Consider the following 17,184-nt stretch of genomic DNA (forward strand, 5'->3'; position numbering starts at 1 on the left):
CATTCGGGCGCCCTCGGGACCCAGTCGGCGTGACGTTCACGCGGTGATCTCGCCGTGCTCATGGAGTGTGCATAATTGACCTGAGCTTTTCCATGTGAACGTGAACATCGAATCGGGTCGTCAATGTCGCCAGAGCCGCAGAAGGGTCGTGCGCCCAGCATCCGCGATGTCGCGCGCCTCGCGGGCGTCTCCCACCAGACGGTCTCCCGAGTGCTGAATGCCCATCCCAGCATCCGTGACGAGACGCGCGCCCGCGTGCTGGAGTCCATGGAGGCGCTGAAGTACCGGCCCAATCGGGCGGCCCGCGCCCTCGTGACAAGCCGCTCCCGCACCATCGGGGTGCTCTCGGCGACGAGCGGAGAGTACGGCCCCTCCGAGAGCATCGCCGCGATCGAGGATGCCGCGCGCGCGGAGGGCTACTACGTCAACACGGCCAACCTCACCTCGACCCGGCCCGATGCCATCGTCGACGCGCTGAAGCACCTGATGCTCCAAGACATCGAGGGACTGGTCGTCATCGCTCCGCAGGTGCGCGTCTTCGACGTGCTCGCCGGGATGGCCCTCGACGTCCCCTTCGTGAGCCTGCAATCCACGGGGTCCAAGGATCCCCGCGAGCTCGCGCTCGACCAGATGGCCGGCGCCAAGGAGGCCACGCGTCACCTCGTCGAACTCGGGCACGAGGAGATCATCCACCTGGCCGGACCCCAGGACTGGATCGAGGCGGAGGCACGCATGCGGGGCTTCCTCGACACCGTGATCGACGCCGACCTGCGCACGCACCCTCCCATCCTGGGCGACTGGACCGCCGATTTCGGGTACTACGCCGGCAAGGAACTGCTGCGCTACCGCGACTTCACCGCCGTCTTCTGCGCCAACGACCTCATGGCCATCGGGCTGATGCACGCCTTCCGCGACCACGGCGTCGACGTGCCCGGCGAGATCAGCGTGGTCGGGTTCGATGACATCCCCGTCGCGCAGCACGTCTGGCCGCCGCTGACCACCGTGCACCAGGACTTCCGCGAGGTGGGTCGCCGTACGGTCGACCTGCTGCTGGCCGAGCTGCGGGGCGAGACCGCCGGCGCGGGCGAGCAGGTCGTGCCCACGCTCGTGGCACGCGGCTCGACGGGCCCGATCCACGCGGTCAGCGCCCGTTACTGAAGCGTAATTGCCCTCAACTTGACGTCCGAACGCGAAAGATGCACGATGGGACACGATGTGAACGGTCACACGACCGAGCATCAAGCAATCCGACCCATCCTTGACATCGAGGTCAGACCGTGAGCGACACCGCGCTTTTCCGCTGCAGCACTGCTGCCGGGAACCCGTACAGCGTGCCGGCCCTCGATGCAGGCAGCGCCGGAGTCCACGTTCAGCCACGGTGCGGAGGGAAATAAGCGATGCCGTCTGAGCCTCAACCGATCCTCGAGATGCGGTCCATCACCAAGGAGTTCCCGGGCGTCAAAGCCCTGTCGGAGGTCTCCATCACGGTGATGCCCGCAGAGGTGCACGCCATCTGCGGCGAGAACGGTGCCGGCAAGTCCACGCTCATGAAGGTGCTCTCCGGGGTCTACCCCTACGGCACCTACACGGGAGACATCGTCTTCCGGGGCGAGCACGTCGCCTTCAAGGACATCCGTTCCAGCGAACATGCCGGAATCGTGATCATCCACCAAGAACTCGCGCTCATCCCCGAGCTCTCCATCACCGAGAACATCTTCCTCGGCAACGAGGTCGCCAAGAACGGCGTCATCAACTGGGTCGAGGCGAAGGCGCGCGCCATTGAGCTCCTCGCCCGCGTCGGCCTCGACGAGGACCCCGACCGCCTGGTGAAGAACATCGGCGTCGGCAAGCAGCAGCTCGTCGAGATCGCGAAGGCGCTCAACAAGAACGTCAAGCTCCTCATCCTCGACGAGCCGACTGCGGCGCTGAACGAGAACGACTCGCAGCACCTGCTCGACCTCATCCGCGGTCTCAAGGGCAAGGGCATCGCGTCGATCATGATCTCCCACAAGCTCAACGAGATCGAGCAGGTCGCCGACTCCATCACGATCATCCGTGACGGCAAGACCATCGAGACGCTCAACGTGGCCCAGGGCGAGATCAACGAGGACCGCATCATCCGCGGCATGGTCGGCCGCAGCCTCGAGAGCCGCTTCCCCGACCGCACGCCGAACATCGGCGAGGTGTTCTTCGAGGTCAAGGACTGGACGGTGCAGCATCCGCAGGTTCCCGAGCGCCTCGTGGCCAAGGGCTCGAACCTCTACGTGCGTCGCGGCGAGATCGTCGGCATCGCCGGCCTCATGGGCGCGGGCCGCACAGAGCTCGCGATGAGCCTGTTCGGCCGCTCCTACGGCAACTACCTCTCGGGCACCATCGTCAAGGACGGCGAGAAGATCGTGCTGCGCGACGTCTCCGAGGCCATCGACGCCGGCCTGGCCTACGTGAGCGAGGACCGCAAGGTGCTCGGTCTCAACCTGCTCGACGACATCAAGGCCTCCATCGTCTCGGCGAAGCTCAAGAAGATCGCCCGCGGCGGGGTCGTCGACGACGAGAAGGAGTACGCCGTCGCCGAGGAGTACCGCAAGTCGCTGCGCATCAAGTCGCCGACCGTCGACATGGGCGTCTCGAAGCTCTCGGGCGGAAACCAGCAGAAGGTCGTGCTGGCGAAGTGGATGTTCACCGACCCCGACCTGCTCATCCTCGACGAGCCCACCCGCGGCATCGACGTGGGCGCGAAGTACGAGATCTACACGATCATCCAGGCGCTCGCCGCTCAGGGCAAGGGCATCATCCTCATCTCGAGTGAGCTGCCCGAGCTGCTCGGCATCGCCGATCGCATCTACACCGTCTTCGAAGGACAGATCACCGACGACATCCCGGTGACGGATGCCAACCCCGAAACCCTGATGAAAAGCATGACCTCCGCGAGGAAGAGAGTCCAGACCTCATGAGCACCGAGACGACCTCGACGACGACCGCCAAGAAGGGCGGTCTGTCCGACATCAAGAAGATCTTCGGGGGCGGCCAGTCCAACCTGCGACAGTTCGGCATCCTCGGCAGCCTCATCGTCATCGTGCTGCTGTTCGAATGGCTCACGGGCGGCAAGACGCTCGAGCCGGCGAACCTCATCAACGTCGTCAACCAGTACTCCTACATCCTGATCCTCTCGATCGGCATGGTCATGGTGATCATCGCCGGCCACATCGACCTCTCGGTCGGTTCGGTCGCCGCCTTCACCGGCATCGTCGTCGCACTCGCGATGCAGGACTGGAACCTGCCTTGGCCGCTCGCCGTGGTGCTCGGCCTCGTGGTCGGAGCGCTCATCGGCGCCTGGCAGGGGTTCTGGGTCGCCTACATCGGCGTGCCGGCGTTCATCGTGACCCTCGCGGGCATGCTCATCTTCCGCGGTGGCAACCAGTTCATCGGCAACGCGACCACCACCCCGGTGCCCGAGGCCTTCACCTTCATCGGGGCGGGCTACATCCCCGACTTCGGCCCCTTCGCCTTCAGCGCAGGCACGATGATCCTCGGCATCCTCGGAGCGCTCTGGATCGTCTACAACGAGTGGAACACCCGCCGCGTGCAGCGCAAGATGGGCTCGGCCGTCGCGCCCCTCTGGGTGAGCGTGGTCAAGGTCGTGCTCCTCGCGGGTGTGCTGCTCTGGGCCGCATGGCTGTTCGCGAACGGCCGCGCCGGCACGAGCTTCCCGATCTCGGGCATCATCCTCGTCGCCCTCGTCATCCTGTACTCCTTCATCACCCGCTCCACCATCGGCGGCCGTCACATCTACGCGGTCGGCGGCAACAAGCTCGCCGCTGAGCTCTCGGGCGTCAACTCCCGACGGGTCAACTTCTTCGTGATGATGAACATGTCGGTGCTCGCCTCGCTGGCCGGCATGATCTTCGTGGCCCGTTCCACCGCATCCGGACCCCAGGATGGCGTGGGCTGGGAGCTCGACGCGATCGCGGCCGTCTTCATCGGTGGCGCGGCCGTCTCGGGCGGTATCGGCACGGTCATCGGCTCCATCGTCGGTGGTCTCGTCATGGCCTTCCTGAACAACGGCCTGCAGCTGCTCGGCGTCGGAAGCGACCTCGTGCAGATCATCAAGGGCCTCGTGCTTCTGGCCGCCGTCGGCATCGACGTCTGGAGCAAGAGCCAGGGTCGTCCCTCGCTCATCGGCAACCTGTTCCGCGGCAACAAGAAGGAGCGGGCGTCGGAAGTCACCGAGCAGCCCTCCGTTCTGCCCACGCCCACGGCGGGCACGCCCGAGACCGCCGAGCCCAGCGACGTCGTTCGCAGCTAGGCACCCCACAAACGTTCCAACCCCTGCACCACCACCACATAAACAACAGAGAGTGAATCAATGAAGAAAATCGCTTTGGCGGCGACCGCGGTAGCGGCTGCTGCAGCGCTGGCCCTCTCGGGCTGCTCCTCGAGCGGACGCTCGGACAGCGGCTCCGACAGCACGGCGAAGGGCTTCGCGGCCGATTCCAGCATCGGCGTCGCCCTTCCCGACAAGACCTCCGAGAACTGGGTTCTCGCCGGTCAGCTGTTCGAGGACGGCCTCAAGGATGCCGGCTTCAAGGCCGACGTGCAGTACGCGCCCGCCAGCAACACCGTTGCGGAGCAGCAGAACCAGATCTCGGCCATGGTCACCAACGGCGCCAAGGTCATCATCATCGGTGCGAAGGACGGCAAGCAGCTGGGTACCCAGCTGCAGCAGGCCGCTGACGCCGGCGTGAAGGTCATCGCCTACGACCGCCTGATCGAGAACACGAAGAACGTCGACTACTACGTCGCGTTCGACAACTTCAAGGTCGGCGAGCTGCAGGGCCAGGCCCTGCTCGATGGTCTGAAGGCACGTGCCGGCCACGACAAGCCGTACAACGTCGAGCTGTTCTCGGGCTCGCCCGACGACGCCAACTCCGCCGTGTTCTTCAACGGCGCGATGAAGGTGCTCAAGCCGAAGATCGACGACGGCACGCTCAAGGTCGTCTCGGGTCAGACCGACATCAAGCAGACCGCGACCCAGGGCTGGAAGGCTGAGAACGCCCAGAGCCGTATGGACTCGCTGCTGACCGCGAACTACTCCACCGCCACCATCGACGGCGTCCTCTCGCCGAACGACACCCTCGCCCGCGCCATCATCACCTCGGTGAAGAGCCAGGGCAAGCCGGTGCCGGTCGTCACGGGTCAGGACTCCGAGGTCGAGTCGATCAAGTCGATCATGGCGGGCGAGCAGTACTCGACCATCAACAAGGACACCAACCTCCTCGTCGCGCAGGCCATCAAGATGGTCGGCCAGCTCCAGAAGGGCGACAAGGCCGAGGTGAACGACACCAAGCAGTACGACAACGGCGTGAAGGTCGTTCCCGCTTACCTGCTCGACCCGGTCATCGTGACCAAGGACAACGCAGCCGAGGCGTACAAGAACAACCCCAACCTCCTCGCGATCGTGAAGGCCGCTTCCTGAGCAGCATCCACATCGGATCGGAAGGTCCCCACTCCTCGGAGTGGGGACCTTCCCTGTTAACCGCCCAGGCCGCCCCGGCCCCCGCATCCGTCCCCGTTGCGCCACTTCGGGGTCGGTTGCGCCAGATGTTCTGGCGCACGGGCCGGGGAAGTGGCGCAACGCCGCTGGGACGGACGGGCGATCACAATCTGGTCACGGGGGTTGCGCCAAGCCCGTTCGTTAGCGCTAACATAGTGACGACCTGTTAGCGCTAACAGCTTGCATCGGGACGGCCTCGCCGCCCGCACGCTGAAACGAAGACACGACGACAAAGGAGTTGTAACGGTGGCATCGGCATCCGGCCCGGAGGGCACCCAGCCTCCCGTCTTCAGCGCCGAGATCGCAGCCGCCATCGCCACCGTTCGCGACGACGTGGCCGCTCTGCACTCTGAGCTCACGCGCTACGGACTCATCGTCTGGACCGGCGGCAACGTCTCGGGCCGGGTACCCGGAGCCGACCTCTTCGTGATCAAGCCGTCCGGCGTCTCGTATGGGGAGCTCGCCCCCGAGAACATGATCCTCTGCGACCTCGACGGCCTCGTCGTGCCCGGCACCCCGGGCTCGGACCGCAGCCCGTCGAGCGACACGGCCGCGCACGCCTACGTGTACCGCAACATGCCCGAGGTGGGCGGCGTCGTCCACACCCACTCCACCTTCGCCGTGGCCTGGGCCGCGCGCGGCGAGGAGATCCCCTGCGTCATCACGGCGATGGCCGACGAGTTCGGCGGGCCCATCCCCGTGGGGCCCTTCGCGATCATCGGCGACGACTCCATCGGCCGCGGCATCGTGGAGACCCTCTCAGGCCACCGCTCGCGCGCCGTCCTCATGCAGAACCACGGTCCCTTCACGATCGGCACCGACGCCAAGGATGCCGTGAAGGCCGCCGTCATGGTCGAAGACGTCGCCCGCACCGTGCACTACGCACGCCAAGCCGGCGACCTCATCCCCATTCCCCAGGACGCCATCGACCGCCTCTACGACCGCTACCAGAACGTCTACGGCCAGAGCGGGGACGCGCGCCGATGAGTACCGATATGGGAACGAGCACCACGACGGATGCGGCCGCCCTCATCCGCGAGGGCCGCACCGCGCTCGGAATCGAGTTCGGCTCCACGCGCATCAAGGCCTGCCTCGTCGGCGAGAACCCCACCGAGGTGCTCGCAGTGGGCACCCACGACTGGGAGAACGAGTTCGTCGACCGTCGCTGGACCTACTCGCTCGACGCCGTCGAAGCCGGGCTCCAGGCCGCCTACGCCGCGCTCGTCGCCGACGCGGTCGCTCGTCACGGAGTGGCGCCGACGACCTTCGGCGCCATCGGGGTCTCGGCGATGATGCACGGCTACCTCGCCTTCGACGCGGACGACGCCCTGCTTGTGCCGTTCCGCACCTGGCGCAACACGTCGACCGGTCCGGCAGCGGCCGAGCTCAGCGAGAGGTTCGGGGTCAACATCCCTCTGCGCTGGTCGATCGCGCACCTGCACCAGGCAGTGCTCGACGGCGAACCGCATCTGAGTGAGGTTCGGTTCGTGACGACCCTCGCGGGCTACGTGCACTGGCGGCTGACGGGGCGCCGGGTTCTCGGCGTGGGCGACGCATCCGGAATGTTCCCGATCGACTCGAGCACCCTGGACTACGACGCGCGACTCATCGCGGCGTACGACGGGCTCGCGGCCGACAAGCTCCCCGTCGCCGGCGTCGCCGACCTGCTCCCCGCGGTGCTTCCGGCCGGCGCGGATGCGGGAACGCTCACCCCCGAGGGCGCCGCCTACCTCGACCCCACCGGCGCACTACGGGCCGGCGCGCTGCTCTGTCCTCCCGAGGGCGACGCCGGCACCGGAATGGTGGCGACCAACTCGGTCGCCCCGCGCACCGGAAACGTCAGTGCCGGCACCAGCATCTTCGCCATGGTTGTGCTCGAGCGCGCCCTCGAGCACGTGCACCATGAGCTCGACCTCGTCACGACGCCCGCCGGCGACCCCGTCGCCATGGTGCACTGCAACAACGGTGCCAGTGAGCTCGCCGGCTGGGTGAGCCTGTTCTCGCGGTTCGCCGCGGCATCCGGAACCCCCGTGGACCCCGACGCGGCGTTCGGCGTGCTGCTGCGCGAGGCCCTCGATGGCGAGGCGGATGCGGGCGGCATCATCGCCTACAACCATCTCGCAGGGGAGCCGATCGCGGGCCTGGCCGAGGGTCGCCCGCTCGTCGTGCGCACACCCGACAGCCGTCTCACGCTCGCGAACTTCATGCGCGCCCAGGTCTACGGCGTCTACGGCACCCTCAGCCTCGGCATGCGCGTTCTCGCGGCGGAGGGCGTCTCGCTCGATCGGCTGTTCGCCCACGGTGGCATCTTCCGCACCGCCGGGGTCGCGCAGCGGCTGCTCGCGGGCGCTCTCGACGCTCCCGTCGCGGTGGGGGAGACGGCCTCGGAGGGTGGGGCGTGGGGCATCGCGGTGCTCGCCTCCTTCGCCGCCGCCGCCGCGACGGCGGCAGCGGACGGCAGCCGGGCGGCATCCGCGCTCGACCTGAAGACATACCTCGAGAAGCATGTGTTCCGCGACGCCCGCTTCGACACCGTGGATCCCGACCCTGCCGACGTGGCCGGCTTCGCCGCCTTCCTCGACCGATACCGCGCCGGGCTCGCTGCAGAGTCCGCCGCCGTTCAGGCGCTCTGAGAGCACCGGATCGCCATGACAGACACATCACCACCCACGGAGACCAGCACATGACCCGCACCCCCCTCTCCACCTCGCTCGAGCAGTACGAGGTCTGGTTCCTCACCGGCAGCCAGCTCCTGTACGGCGAGGAGACCCTGCGCCAGGTGGCGGAGCAGTCGCGGGCCATCGCCGACGAGCTCGGCGCGCAGGTTCCCGTGAAGGTCGTGTGGAAGCCCGTGCTCACCGGGGCGGATGCCATCCGTCGTCTCGCCCTCGAGGTGAACGCCGCCGACAACGTCATCGGCGTCATCGCCTGGATGCACACCTTCAGCCCGGCCAAGATGTGGATCGCCGGCCTCGACGCGCTGGCGAAGCCGCTGCTGCACCTTCACACCCAGGCCAACGTCGAGCTGCCGTGGGGCGAGATCGACTTCGATTTCATGAACCTGAACCAGGCCGCGCACGGCGACCGGGAGTTCGGGTACATCCAGACCCGCCTGGCCGTGGCCCGCAAGACGGTGGTCGGCCACGTTTCGAACCCCGACGTCGCGGCGCAGGTCGAGACCTGGCAGCGCGCAGCGGCCGGCTGGGCGGCGGCGCGCAGCCTCAAGCTCGCGCGCTTCGGCGACAACATGCGCTACGTCGCCGTCACCGAGGGCGACAAGACCGAGGCGGAGCTGCGGTTCGGCGTGCAGGTGAACACCTGGGGCGTCAACGAACTCGCGGATGCCGTGGCCGGCGCATCCGATGAAGCCATCGACGCGCTCGTGGCCGAGTACGAGGAGCTCTACGACGTCGTTCCCGAGTTGCGCCGCGGCGGAGAACGCCACGAGAGCCTGCGCTACGGCGCCGCGATCGAGGTGGGACTGCGCTCCTTCCTCGAAGAGGGCGGCTTCGGCGCCTTCACGACGACGTTCGAAGACCTCGGCGCACTGCGCCAGCTTCCGGGCCTCGCCGTGCAGCGCCTCATGGCCGAGGGCTATGGCTTCGGCGCCGAGGGCGACTGGAAGACCGCCATCCTCGTGCGCGTGGCGAACGTGATGGGCGCCGGCCTCCCCGGCGGCGCGAGCCTCATGGAGGACTACACCTACGACCTCGTGCCGGGCGATGAGAAGATCCTCGGCGCCCACATGCTCGAGGTCAACCCGGCCCTCTCCAGCGCGAAGGCGAGCCTGGAGATCCACCCCCTCGGCATCGGCGACCGGGAAGACCCCGTGCGTCTGGTGTTCACGGCCGACCCGGGACCCGCCGTCGTCGTCGCCCTCTCCGACATGCGCGATCGCTTCCGGCTGGTGGCCAACGTGGTCGAGAACATCACCGCTCCCGATCTGCCGAACCTGCCCGTCGGCCGCGCGGTCTGGCGACCCGCCCCCGACTTCGCCACGAGCGCCGCCTGCTGGCTCACCGCCGGCGCGGCCCACCACACCGTCATGTCGACCTCGGTCGGCGTGGACGTTTTCCGGGATTTCGCCGAGATCGCTCGCACCGAGCTTCTCGTGATCGATGAGACCACCACCCAGCGGGACTTCGCCCGCGAAGTGCGCTGGAACCAGGCCTACTACCGCTTGGCAGGAGGCCTGTAGCAGCACCACCACATCTCGTCCGCTCCCTCGGATGAGATGGGTTCGACGTTCATGGACGCCGTCGAACCTCACCAAGTAGACAACGAAGTCCAAACAGTGGAAGGAAACACAGTGAAGACCAAGAAGGTTCTTCTCGCCACGATGGTCGTGGGTTCGATGCTCGCGCTCTCCGCGTGTGCAGGCAACTCCGGCGGCGGCAGCGGTTCGGGTGATGGAGACGGCGGCCTCATCGGCGTCGCCATGCCCACCAAGAGCTCCGAGCGCTGGATCAACGATGGCAACTCGGTCAAGGAAGGCCTCGAGAAGGCCGGGTACAAGGTCGACCTCCAGTACGCGGAAGACGACATCCCCACCCAGGTCTCCCAGCTCGAGAACATGATCACCAAGGGTGCAGAGGCCCTGATCATCGCCTCGATCGACGGAACGACGCTCACCCAGGTGCTGCAGGATGCCGCTGACGCCAAGATCCCCGTGATCGCCTACGACCGCCTCATCCGCGACAGCAAGAACGTGGACTACTACGCCTCGTTCGACAACTACAAGGTCGGCGTTCAGCAGGCCAACTCCGTGCTCAACGGGCTCGGACTGGTCGACCTCGACGGCACCAAGAAGAGCGACGCCCCCGCGGGCCCGTTCAACATCGAGCTGTTCGCCGGTTCGCCCGACGACAACAACGCCACGTTCTTCTGGAACGGCGCGATGGACACGCTGAAGCCGTACCTCGACGCCAAGACCCTCGTGGTCAAGAGCGGCCAGACCGACTTCCAGCAGGCGGCGACGCTGCGCTGGGACGGCGAGGTGGCGCAGAGCCGCATGGAGGACATCCTCACCAAGAGCTACTCCGACGGCTCGAAGGTCAACGCGGTGCTCTCGCCCTACGACGGCCTCTCGCGCGGAATCATCTCGGCGCTGACGGATGCCGGTTACACGACCGGTGACGCCTGGCCGGTCATCTCGGGCCAGGACGCCGAGCTCGACTCGGTCAAGGCCATCAACTCCGGTGAGCAGTACGCCACCATCTTCAAGGACACCCGCAAGCTGGCCGACGTGGCCATCAGCATGGCGGAGGCCCTCCTGAAGGGTGACAAGCCCGAGGTGAACAACACCAAGGACTACGACAACGGCAAGAAGGTCGTGCCGTCGTACCTGCTCGAGTCCCAGATCGTCGTGAAGGACAACGTCAACGACGTCCTGGTCAAGAGCGGCTACTGGACCGAAGCCGAGATCAACGGCTGATAACACCGTGTGGTGACGCCGGTCGGGGCTCGCGGACAGTATTCTGCGAGCGGGCCCCGGCCGGCGGCATCCCGGCAAGGAAGCAGGGTAGAGATGACGACGAACATTCTCGAGATGCGTGGCATCACGAAGACCTTCCCGGGTGTGAAGGCGCTTTCCGACGTGAGCCTCGAGGTCGCGCGCGGCGAAGTGCACGCGATCTGCGGGGAGAACGGGGCCGGCAAGTCGACCCTGATGAAGGTGCTGAGCGGCGTCTACGGTCACGGAACCTACGAGGGCGACATCGTCTTCGAGGACGAGGTGGTGCAGTTCTCGAACATCACCGACAGCGAGGCCAAGGGCATCGTGATCATCCACCAGGAGCTCGCGCTGAGCCCCTTCCTCTCGATCGCCGAGAACATCTTCCTCAACAACGAGGTCAAGAGCCGCGGCTTGATCGACTGGAACAAGACCAACCACGAGGCGCAGAAGCTGCTCGCCCGGGTCGGCCTGAACGACAACCCCACCACCAAGATCATGAACATCGGCGTCGGCAAGCAGCAGCTCGTCGAGATCGCCAAGGCCCTCTCGAAGCGGGTGAAGCTGCTCATCCTCGATGAGCCGACCGCCGCGCTGAACGACGAGGACTCCGACCACCTGCTCGACCTCATCCTTCACCTGAAGGAGCAGGGCATCACCTCGATCATCATCAGCCACAAGCTCAACGAGATCAGGAAGGTGGCCGACTCGGTCACCGTGATCCGGGACGGCAAGACGATCGAGACGATCGCCAAGGCCGACGTGACCGAGGACCGCATCATCAAGGACATGGTCGGCCGCGACCTCGAGCACCGCTACCCGGAGCACACGCCGAACATCGGCGAGGAACTGCTGCGCGTGGAGGACTGGACGGCTCACCACCCGCAGGATGCCTCGCGCGTGATGGTCGACAACGTCAGCATCAACGTGCGGGCGGGCGAGATCGTCGGCATCGCCGGGCTCATGGGCGCCGGGCGAACCGAGTTCGCGATGAGCCTGTTCGGCCAGTCCTACGGCTCGCGCATCAGCGGCCGGGTCTTCAAGCGCGGCAAGGAGATCCGGATGCGCTCGGTCGCAGAGGCGATCGAGAACGGCGTCGCCTATGCCACGGAAGACCGCAAGACCTACGGCCTCAACCTCATCGAGGACATCAAGCGCAACATCTCGATGGCCTCGCTGAAGAAGCTCGAGCGGTTCGGCCTCGTGCACGACAACGAGGAGTACAAGGTGGCCAACGACTATCGCAAGTCGATGAACATCAAGGCTCCGAACGTGCTCGTGAAGACCGGCAAGCTCTCGGGCGGCAACCAGCAGAAGGTCGTGCTCTCGAAGTGGATCTACTCGGATCCCGACGTGCTCATCCTCGATGAGCCGACGCGTGGCATCGACGTCGGTGCCAAGTACGAGATCTACACGATCATCAACCGGCTGGCCGCCGCGGGGAAGGGCGTCATCGTCATCTCCTCCGAGCTGCCCGAGCTGCTCGGCATCTGCGACCGCATCTATGCCCTCTCCGAGGGCCGCATCACCGGAGAGTTGCCCATCGAAGAGGCGACGCCCGAATCCGTCCTGAAGCTCATGACCATGGAGAAGCCCCGCTAGCGCCGGCGCCAGCGGATTCTTCGAAGGAGAACCTCATGTCCGAACCCACCACCACGCAGTCGACGGAGAGCCAAGCCGTCGGCGGCAACATCAACCCCATCGAGAACAAGTTCACGGCGCGGCTGGGCATCATCCTGTCCGACCTCGGCCGCAACGGCATCTTCATCGCGCTCATCGTGGTGGTCGTGCTGTTCTCGTTCCTGACGGACGGCATCCTGCTGCGTCCGCAGAACATCTCCAACCTCATCGTGCAGAACGGCTACATCCTCGTTCTGGCGATCGGCATGGTGATGGTCATCATCGCCGGCCACATCGACCTCTCGGTCGGCTCGGTCGCCGCCTTCGTGGGCGCCTGCTCCGGTGTCTTCGCCGTGCAGTGGGGCCTGCCCTGGTGGCTCTCGATCGTGCTCTCGCTCGCCATCGGCGCCCTCGTCGGCGTCTGGCAGGGCTTCTGGATCGCGTTCGTCGGAATACCCGCGTTCATCGTGACGCTGGCCGGCATGCTCATCTTCCGCGGGCTCGCGCTCGTGGTGCTGGGCAACGCCAACATCGGCTCGTTCCCGGCCGAGTACCGTGCCCTCGGCAACGGCTTCCTCAACGACGTCTTCGGCGACTTCGAGCTCGACCCGCTCACCCTCGGCGTTGCCGTGCTGGCGATCATCGCGCTCGTCGTGCAGCAGGTGCGCACGCGTCGCGGACGCCAGAAGTACGACCAGGAAGTCGAGCCGATCGCGTGGTTCATCACCAAGCTCGTGCTCATCTCGGCCGCCATCGCCTTCTTCGCCTACGCGCTCGCCTCGTACAAGGGCATCCCGATCACGCTCATCGTGCTCGCCGTGCTCGTGCTCATCTACGGGGTGGTCATGAACCGCACGGTGTTCGGCCGGCACATCTACGCGATCGGCGGCAACCGCCACGCGGCCGAGCTCTCGGGCATCAAGACCCGCCGGGTGGACTTCTGGCTGTTCGTGAACATGGGAACGCTGGCAGCGCTGGCCGGACTCATCTTCACGGCGCGCCTGAACCTGGCCGGCCCGAAGGCCGGTGACGGCTTCGAGCTCGAGGCGATCTCGGCGGCGTTCATCGGCGGCGCGGCGGTGCAGGGCGGTGTCGGAACCATCGGCGGCGCCATCATCGGTGGCCTCATCATCGGCGTGCTCAACAACGGCATGTCGATCATGGGCATCGGCATCGAGTGGCAGCAGGCCGTGAAGGGCCTCGTGCTGCTGCTCGCCGTGGCCTTCGACGTCTACAACAAGCGCCGGTCGGGCGGGGCGTAACCGACCGGACCAAGGCCTCCGTGGTGGTGGAGGGGTGGCGGCCGGGCCTCGTGCCCGGTCGCCACGGACCGCCATGTTCGGATGCTGCCATCATGAACGGGGGGAGGATGCGATGACCGGTACAGAGCAGGCCGTCGACGACCTGCGTGGGCGAGCCGTGACGATGTTCGACGTGGCCAGGCTGGCGGGGGTCTCGCACCAGACGGTGTCGCGCGTGCTGAACGATCTGCCCGGCGTCAAGGCGACCACGCGCATCAAGGTCGAGCACGCGATCGCCCAGTTGAACTACGTGCCGTCGCCAGCGGCTCGCACGCTCGCCAGCCGTCGGTCGCGCACGATCGGGCTCATCCAGGGCGGTCGTCCCGACTATGGTCCCTCCAACGCGGCGATGCGATTCAACGAGGCCGCTCGCGCGGCGGACTACACGGTGAGCCAGGCCAGCATGCAGCAACTGGATCCGGCATCCCTGCGCGAGGCGGTGCACATGATGGTGCGCCAGAACGCGGCCGCCATCGTGCTCATCGCCGGTGAGCGGGCGGCGACCCAGATCATCCGCGAGATCGAACTCACTGTTCCCCTCGTCACCGTCGCCTCCGAAGCGGTGGAGGGCATGCACCGGGTGGGAATGGACCAGTACGCCGGTGCGCGGGCCGCCGTCGAGCACCTCATCGGCCTCGGGCACCGCGACATCGCGCACCTCGCGGGCCCCGAGGACTCCATGGACGCCTCGGAACGCGTGCGGGCGTGGCGTGACACCCTCGCCGCCCACGGGCTGAGGGCGCGCCAGCCGCTCGTCGGCGACTGGGGTTCCGAGAGCGGTTATCGCCTCGGCGGTTCACTCGCGCTCGAGCCGCCCTCTGCGGTGTTCGCCGCGAACGACCAGATGGCGCTCGGGGTGCTGCATGCCCTGCGCGATGGCGGGTTGTCGGTGCCGGCGGACGTCAGCGTGATCGGCTTCGACGACATCCCCGAGGCGGCCCACTTCTGGCCGCCGCTGACCACCATGCGCCAGGACTTCGACGGGCTCGGGCACGACATCATGGCCGAGGTTCTCGACGTGCTCGCCGACGAGCAGGGGGCGATCGACCGCACCCGCCGGGTGGCGGAGCTCGTCGTGCGCGAGAGCACGGCACCGTCACGAACCTCCTGAGCGTTCAGGAACCCACGGCTCGGCGACCGCGCTCAGCGGCTCGGTGCTCAGTGTGCGTCGGACGGCGGGCGCTCCGCCTCGGTGCGCGGATGCGGCGCGGTGTTGCTGCGGCCGTAGAGGAAGAGCAGCAGGCCGGCCGCGGTGTCGACCAGTTCCGGCCCGTGCCCGAAGCTCCAGCCGGCATCCGTCGCCGCCAGGCTGCGGCCGCGCACAACCGCCTTGATCTCCGTCGGAGCTGTCAGGGCCCGGCGCAGGGCCACCGCTCCCGAGGCGGCCGGAGGAATCGGCACGTCGAGTCCGAGCGGGATGCTCACGTCGAGCGTGCCCACGACCACGGTCTCGAGCTCGCGGATGCCCGCATGGCCGGTTCCAGCCCCGGCTGCCGTGGCAAGGGATCGCAGCTGCTCGAGGAGGTCGGTGCGCGAGAGCGCTGCTCCTGCACGGCGTGCGATGCCCGCCTCGGTCGCGCGCAGGCTGAACAGGTTCTCGAGCAGGCCGAGCGATATGGATCCCAGACGCTGGCGTCGTGACGTGCTCAGCCTCGTGACGAGGTAGGCCACGCTCTCGTGCACGGTGCAGCCGGTGCGCAGCGACGCCGCCTGCCAGGCGTCGTCGTCGCCCTCGGCCAGGCGCGCTCCGAGCGCGTCGAGCATGCGCGCCATGTCGTGACCCCAGTGGGCGGAGACACCGGACTCGTCCTGCCGGCCGCGCTGGCTCAGCGGCAGGTGGCGAGCGAAATCCGACATGCCACGAGCCTACGCGCGCGCGGGTGCGACGCCCACCTCGGGCGCGCGCAGCCATCGGTCGGGCGCATCCGTCGGCCGAACGACCCGGATGAGCGCTCACAACGGGCGGATATGAGCGCTCACAATCCGGCGCCTCCCGCGGTCGCACAGCCTCTGCAAGAGCTTTATAACGGATTGATATCCATCTTTGTGAACCCTCACATGTTATCGCTAACATCCAGACATGGTCAGAACGAACTGACCACCCGGCACCTGTTGGCTATCGCAGTGGGTTCGCCGCCGGGATGCTGAACAAGGAGGTTTGGTAATGAAGAAGCTCATTTCAGTGGCGGCGGCCGGAGCGATGCTCCTGGCCCTCGCCGGATGCGCGTCGGGCGGGGGAGACTCGGCCAGCGACGGACCGAAGCCGCTCGACCAGCTCGTCGTCGGCTTCGCCCAGGTCGGCGCCGAGAGCGGGTGGCGCACCGCGAACACGAAGGACATCCAGCAGTCGTTCAAGGACGCGGGCATCCAGCTGAAGTTCTCCGACGCCCAGCAGAAGCAGGAGAACCAGATCAAGGCGATCCGCTCCTACATCCAGCAGGGCGTCGACGTGATCGCATTCTCGCCGGTCGTCGAGACGGGCTGGGATGCGGTGCTCAAAGAGGCGAAGGACGCCGGCATCCCGGTCGTGCTGACCGACCGTGCCGTCGACTCGAAGGACGACTCGCTCTACGTCTCGTTCCTCGGATCGGACTTCGTCGAAGAGGGCAAGAAGGCCGGTGACTGGGCGCTGCAGGAGTACAAGGACGCCACAGGCCCGGTCAACATCATCCAGCTCGAGGGTACGACCGGTGCCGCTCCGGCGATCGACCGTGGAGAGGGCTTCGCCGACACCATCAAGGCGAATCCCAACCTCAAGGTCGTGGCATCCCAGACCGGTGACTTCACCCGTGCCGGAGGCAAGCAGGTGACCGAGGCGCTGCTGAAGTCCAACCCCGATGTCAACATGATCTTCGCCCAGAACGACGACATGGGCCTCGGCGCCATCGAGGCCATCGAGGCCGCGGGCAAGGTGCCCGGCAAGGACATCAAGATCGTCACCGTCGACGCGGTGCACGACGGCATGCAGGCCCTCGTCGACGGCAAGATCAACTTCATCGTCGAGTGCTCGCCGCTGCTCGGAAAGCAGCTGATCGACATCGTGAAGCAGATCAACAATGGTGACACCCCGGAGAAGCGCATCATCACCGAGGAGACCACCTTCACGCAGGAACAGGCGAAGGCAGCCCTGCCCGACCGCAAGTACTGATCCGAGCCGTCGCCGCGGCCCACGGGGGTGGGCCGCGGCGACACCCGGGGCGGGTGCACGGCGACCGCGCCGCGCACCCGTCACACTTCAGGGAACGGGGAGCACCCGTCCC

General features: G+C 66.9%; 13 protein-coding genes. 12 read left to right on the forward strand and 1 reads right to left on the reverse strand.

The window, feature by feature from the left end; translation table 11 throughout:
* Window positions 1-123 precede the first annotated feature (123 nt).
* The 11 genes from WDJ51_RS12660 to WDJ51_RS12710 all read left to right on the forward strand — a co-directional run bounded on the left by WDJ51_RS12660 (window position 124) and on the right by WDJ51_RS12710 (window position 15,035).
* A complete protein-coding gene (locus tag WDJ51_RS12660) occupies window positions 124-1,158 on the forward strand; it encodes a LacI family DNA-binding transcriptional regulator (protein WP_337852810.1) in 1,035 nt (344 codons plus the stop codon).
* A gap of 239 nt (window positions 1,159-1,397) precedes the next feature.
* Complete coding sequence (mmsA, locus tag WDJ51_RS12665; protein WP_337852811.1) at window positions 1,398-2,951, forward strand: multiple monosaccharide ABC transporter ATP-binding protein; 1,554 nt, start codon at window positions 1,398-1,400, stop codon at window positions 2,949-2,951.
* Entirely contained in the window at window positions 2,948-4,303 is a 1,356-nt protein-coding gene (mmsB, locus tag WDJ51_RS12670) for a multiple monosaccharide ABC transporter permease (protein WP_337852812.1), read from the forward strand. The genes mmsA (WDJ51_RS12665) and mmsB (WDJ51_RS12670) overlap by 4 nt, the downstream gene beginning before the upstream one ends.
* A gap of 60 nt (window positions 4,304-4,363) precedes the next feature.
* On the forward strand, window positions 4,364-5,473 hold the full coding sequence (locus WDJ51_RS12675; RefSeq protein WP_337852813.1) for a sugar-binding protein: 1,110 nt from the start codon (window positions 4,364-4,366) through the stop codon (window positions 5,471-5,473).
* Between the two features lie 378 nt (window positions 5,474-5,851).
* Window positions 5,852-6,538: an L-ribulose-5-phosphate 4-epimerase gene (locus WDJ51_RS12680; RefSeq protein WP_337852895.1), complete on the forward strand. Its 687-nt coding sequence runs from the start codon at window positions 5,852-5,854 to the stop codon at window positions 6,536-6,538.
* The gene (locus WDJ51_RS12685) at window positions 6,535-8,184 is read left to right on the forward strand and encodes a xylulokinase (protein ID WP_337852814.1); all 1,650 of its coding nucleotides are present in this window, start codon (window positions 6,535-6,537) and stop codon (window positions 8,182-8,184) included. The genes WDJ51_RS12680 and WDJ51_RS12685 overlap by 4 nt, the downstream gene beginning before the upstream one ends.
* A 50-nt stretch (window positions 8,185-8,234) precedes the next feature.
* Window positions 8,235-9,749 (forward strand): L-arabinose isomerase, encoded by a 1,515-nt coding sequence (gene araA, locus WDJ51_RS12690; protein ID WP_337852815.1) that lies wholly within the window; start codon window positions 8,235-8,237, stop codon window positions 9,747-9,749.
* 111 nt (window positions 9,750-9,860) lie between these two features.
* Complete coding sequence (chvE, locus tag WDJ51_RS12695; RefSeq protein ID WP_337852816.1) at window positions 9,861-10,985, forward strand: multiple monosaccharide ABC transporter substrate-binding protein; 1,125 nt, start codon at window positions 9,861-9,863, stop codon at window positions 10,983-10,985.
* 93 nt (window positions 10,986-11,078) lie between these two features.
* The gene (mmsA, locus tag WDJ51_RS12700) at window positions 11,079-12,605 is read left to right on the forward strand and encodes a multiple monosaccharide ABC transporter ATP-binding protein (protein ID WP_337852817.1); all 1,527 of its coding nucleotides are present in this window, start codon (window positions 11,079-11,081) and stop codon (window positions 12,603-12,605) included.
* 35 nt (window positions 12,606-12,640) lie between these two features.
* Complete coding sequence (mmsB, locus tag WDJ51_RS12705; RefSeq protein ID WP_337852818.1) at window positions 12,641-13,885, forward strand: multiple monosaccharide ABC transporter permease; 1,245 nt, start codon at window positions 12,641-12,643, stop codon at window positions 13,883-13,885.
* Window positions 13,886-13,997: 112 nt separating this feature from the next.
* Entirely contained in the window at window positions 13,998-15,035 is a 1,038-nt protein-coding gene (locus WDJ51_RS12710) for a LacI family DNA-binding transcriptional regulator (protein WP_337852819.1), read from the forward strand.
* 47 nt (window positions 15,036-15,082) lie between these two features.
* On the opposite strand, the gene WDJ51_RS12715 is transcribed toward WDJ51_RS12710, so the two are convergent.
* Window positions 15,083-15,781, reverse strand: a complete 699-nt coding sequence (locus WDJ51_RS12715) for a hypothetical protein (protein ID WP_337852820.1) — start codon at window positions 15,779-15,781, stop codon at window positions 15,083-15,085.
* A 307-nt stretch (window positions 15,782-16,088) separates the two neighbouring features.
* Here WDJ51_RS12715 and WDJ51_RS12720 point away from each other — a divergent pair, with 307 nt between their 5' ends.
* Window positions 16,089-17,072, forward strand: coding sequence for an ABC transporter substrate-binding protein (locus tag WDJ51_RS12720; RefSeq protein ID WP_337852821.1), 984 nt, complete (start codon window positions 16,089-16,091; stop codon window positions 17,070-17,072).
* Window positions 17,073-17,184 lie beyond the last annotated feature (112 nt).

It is taken from the genome of Rathayibacter sp. YIM 133350 (assembly GCF_037404875.1).
In the GTDB taxonomy this organism is placed as follows: Bacteria; Actinomycetota; Actinomycetes; order Actinomycetales; family Microbacteriaceae; genus Orlajensenia.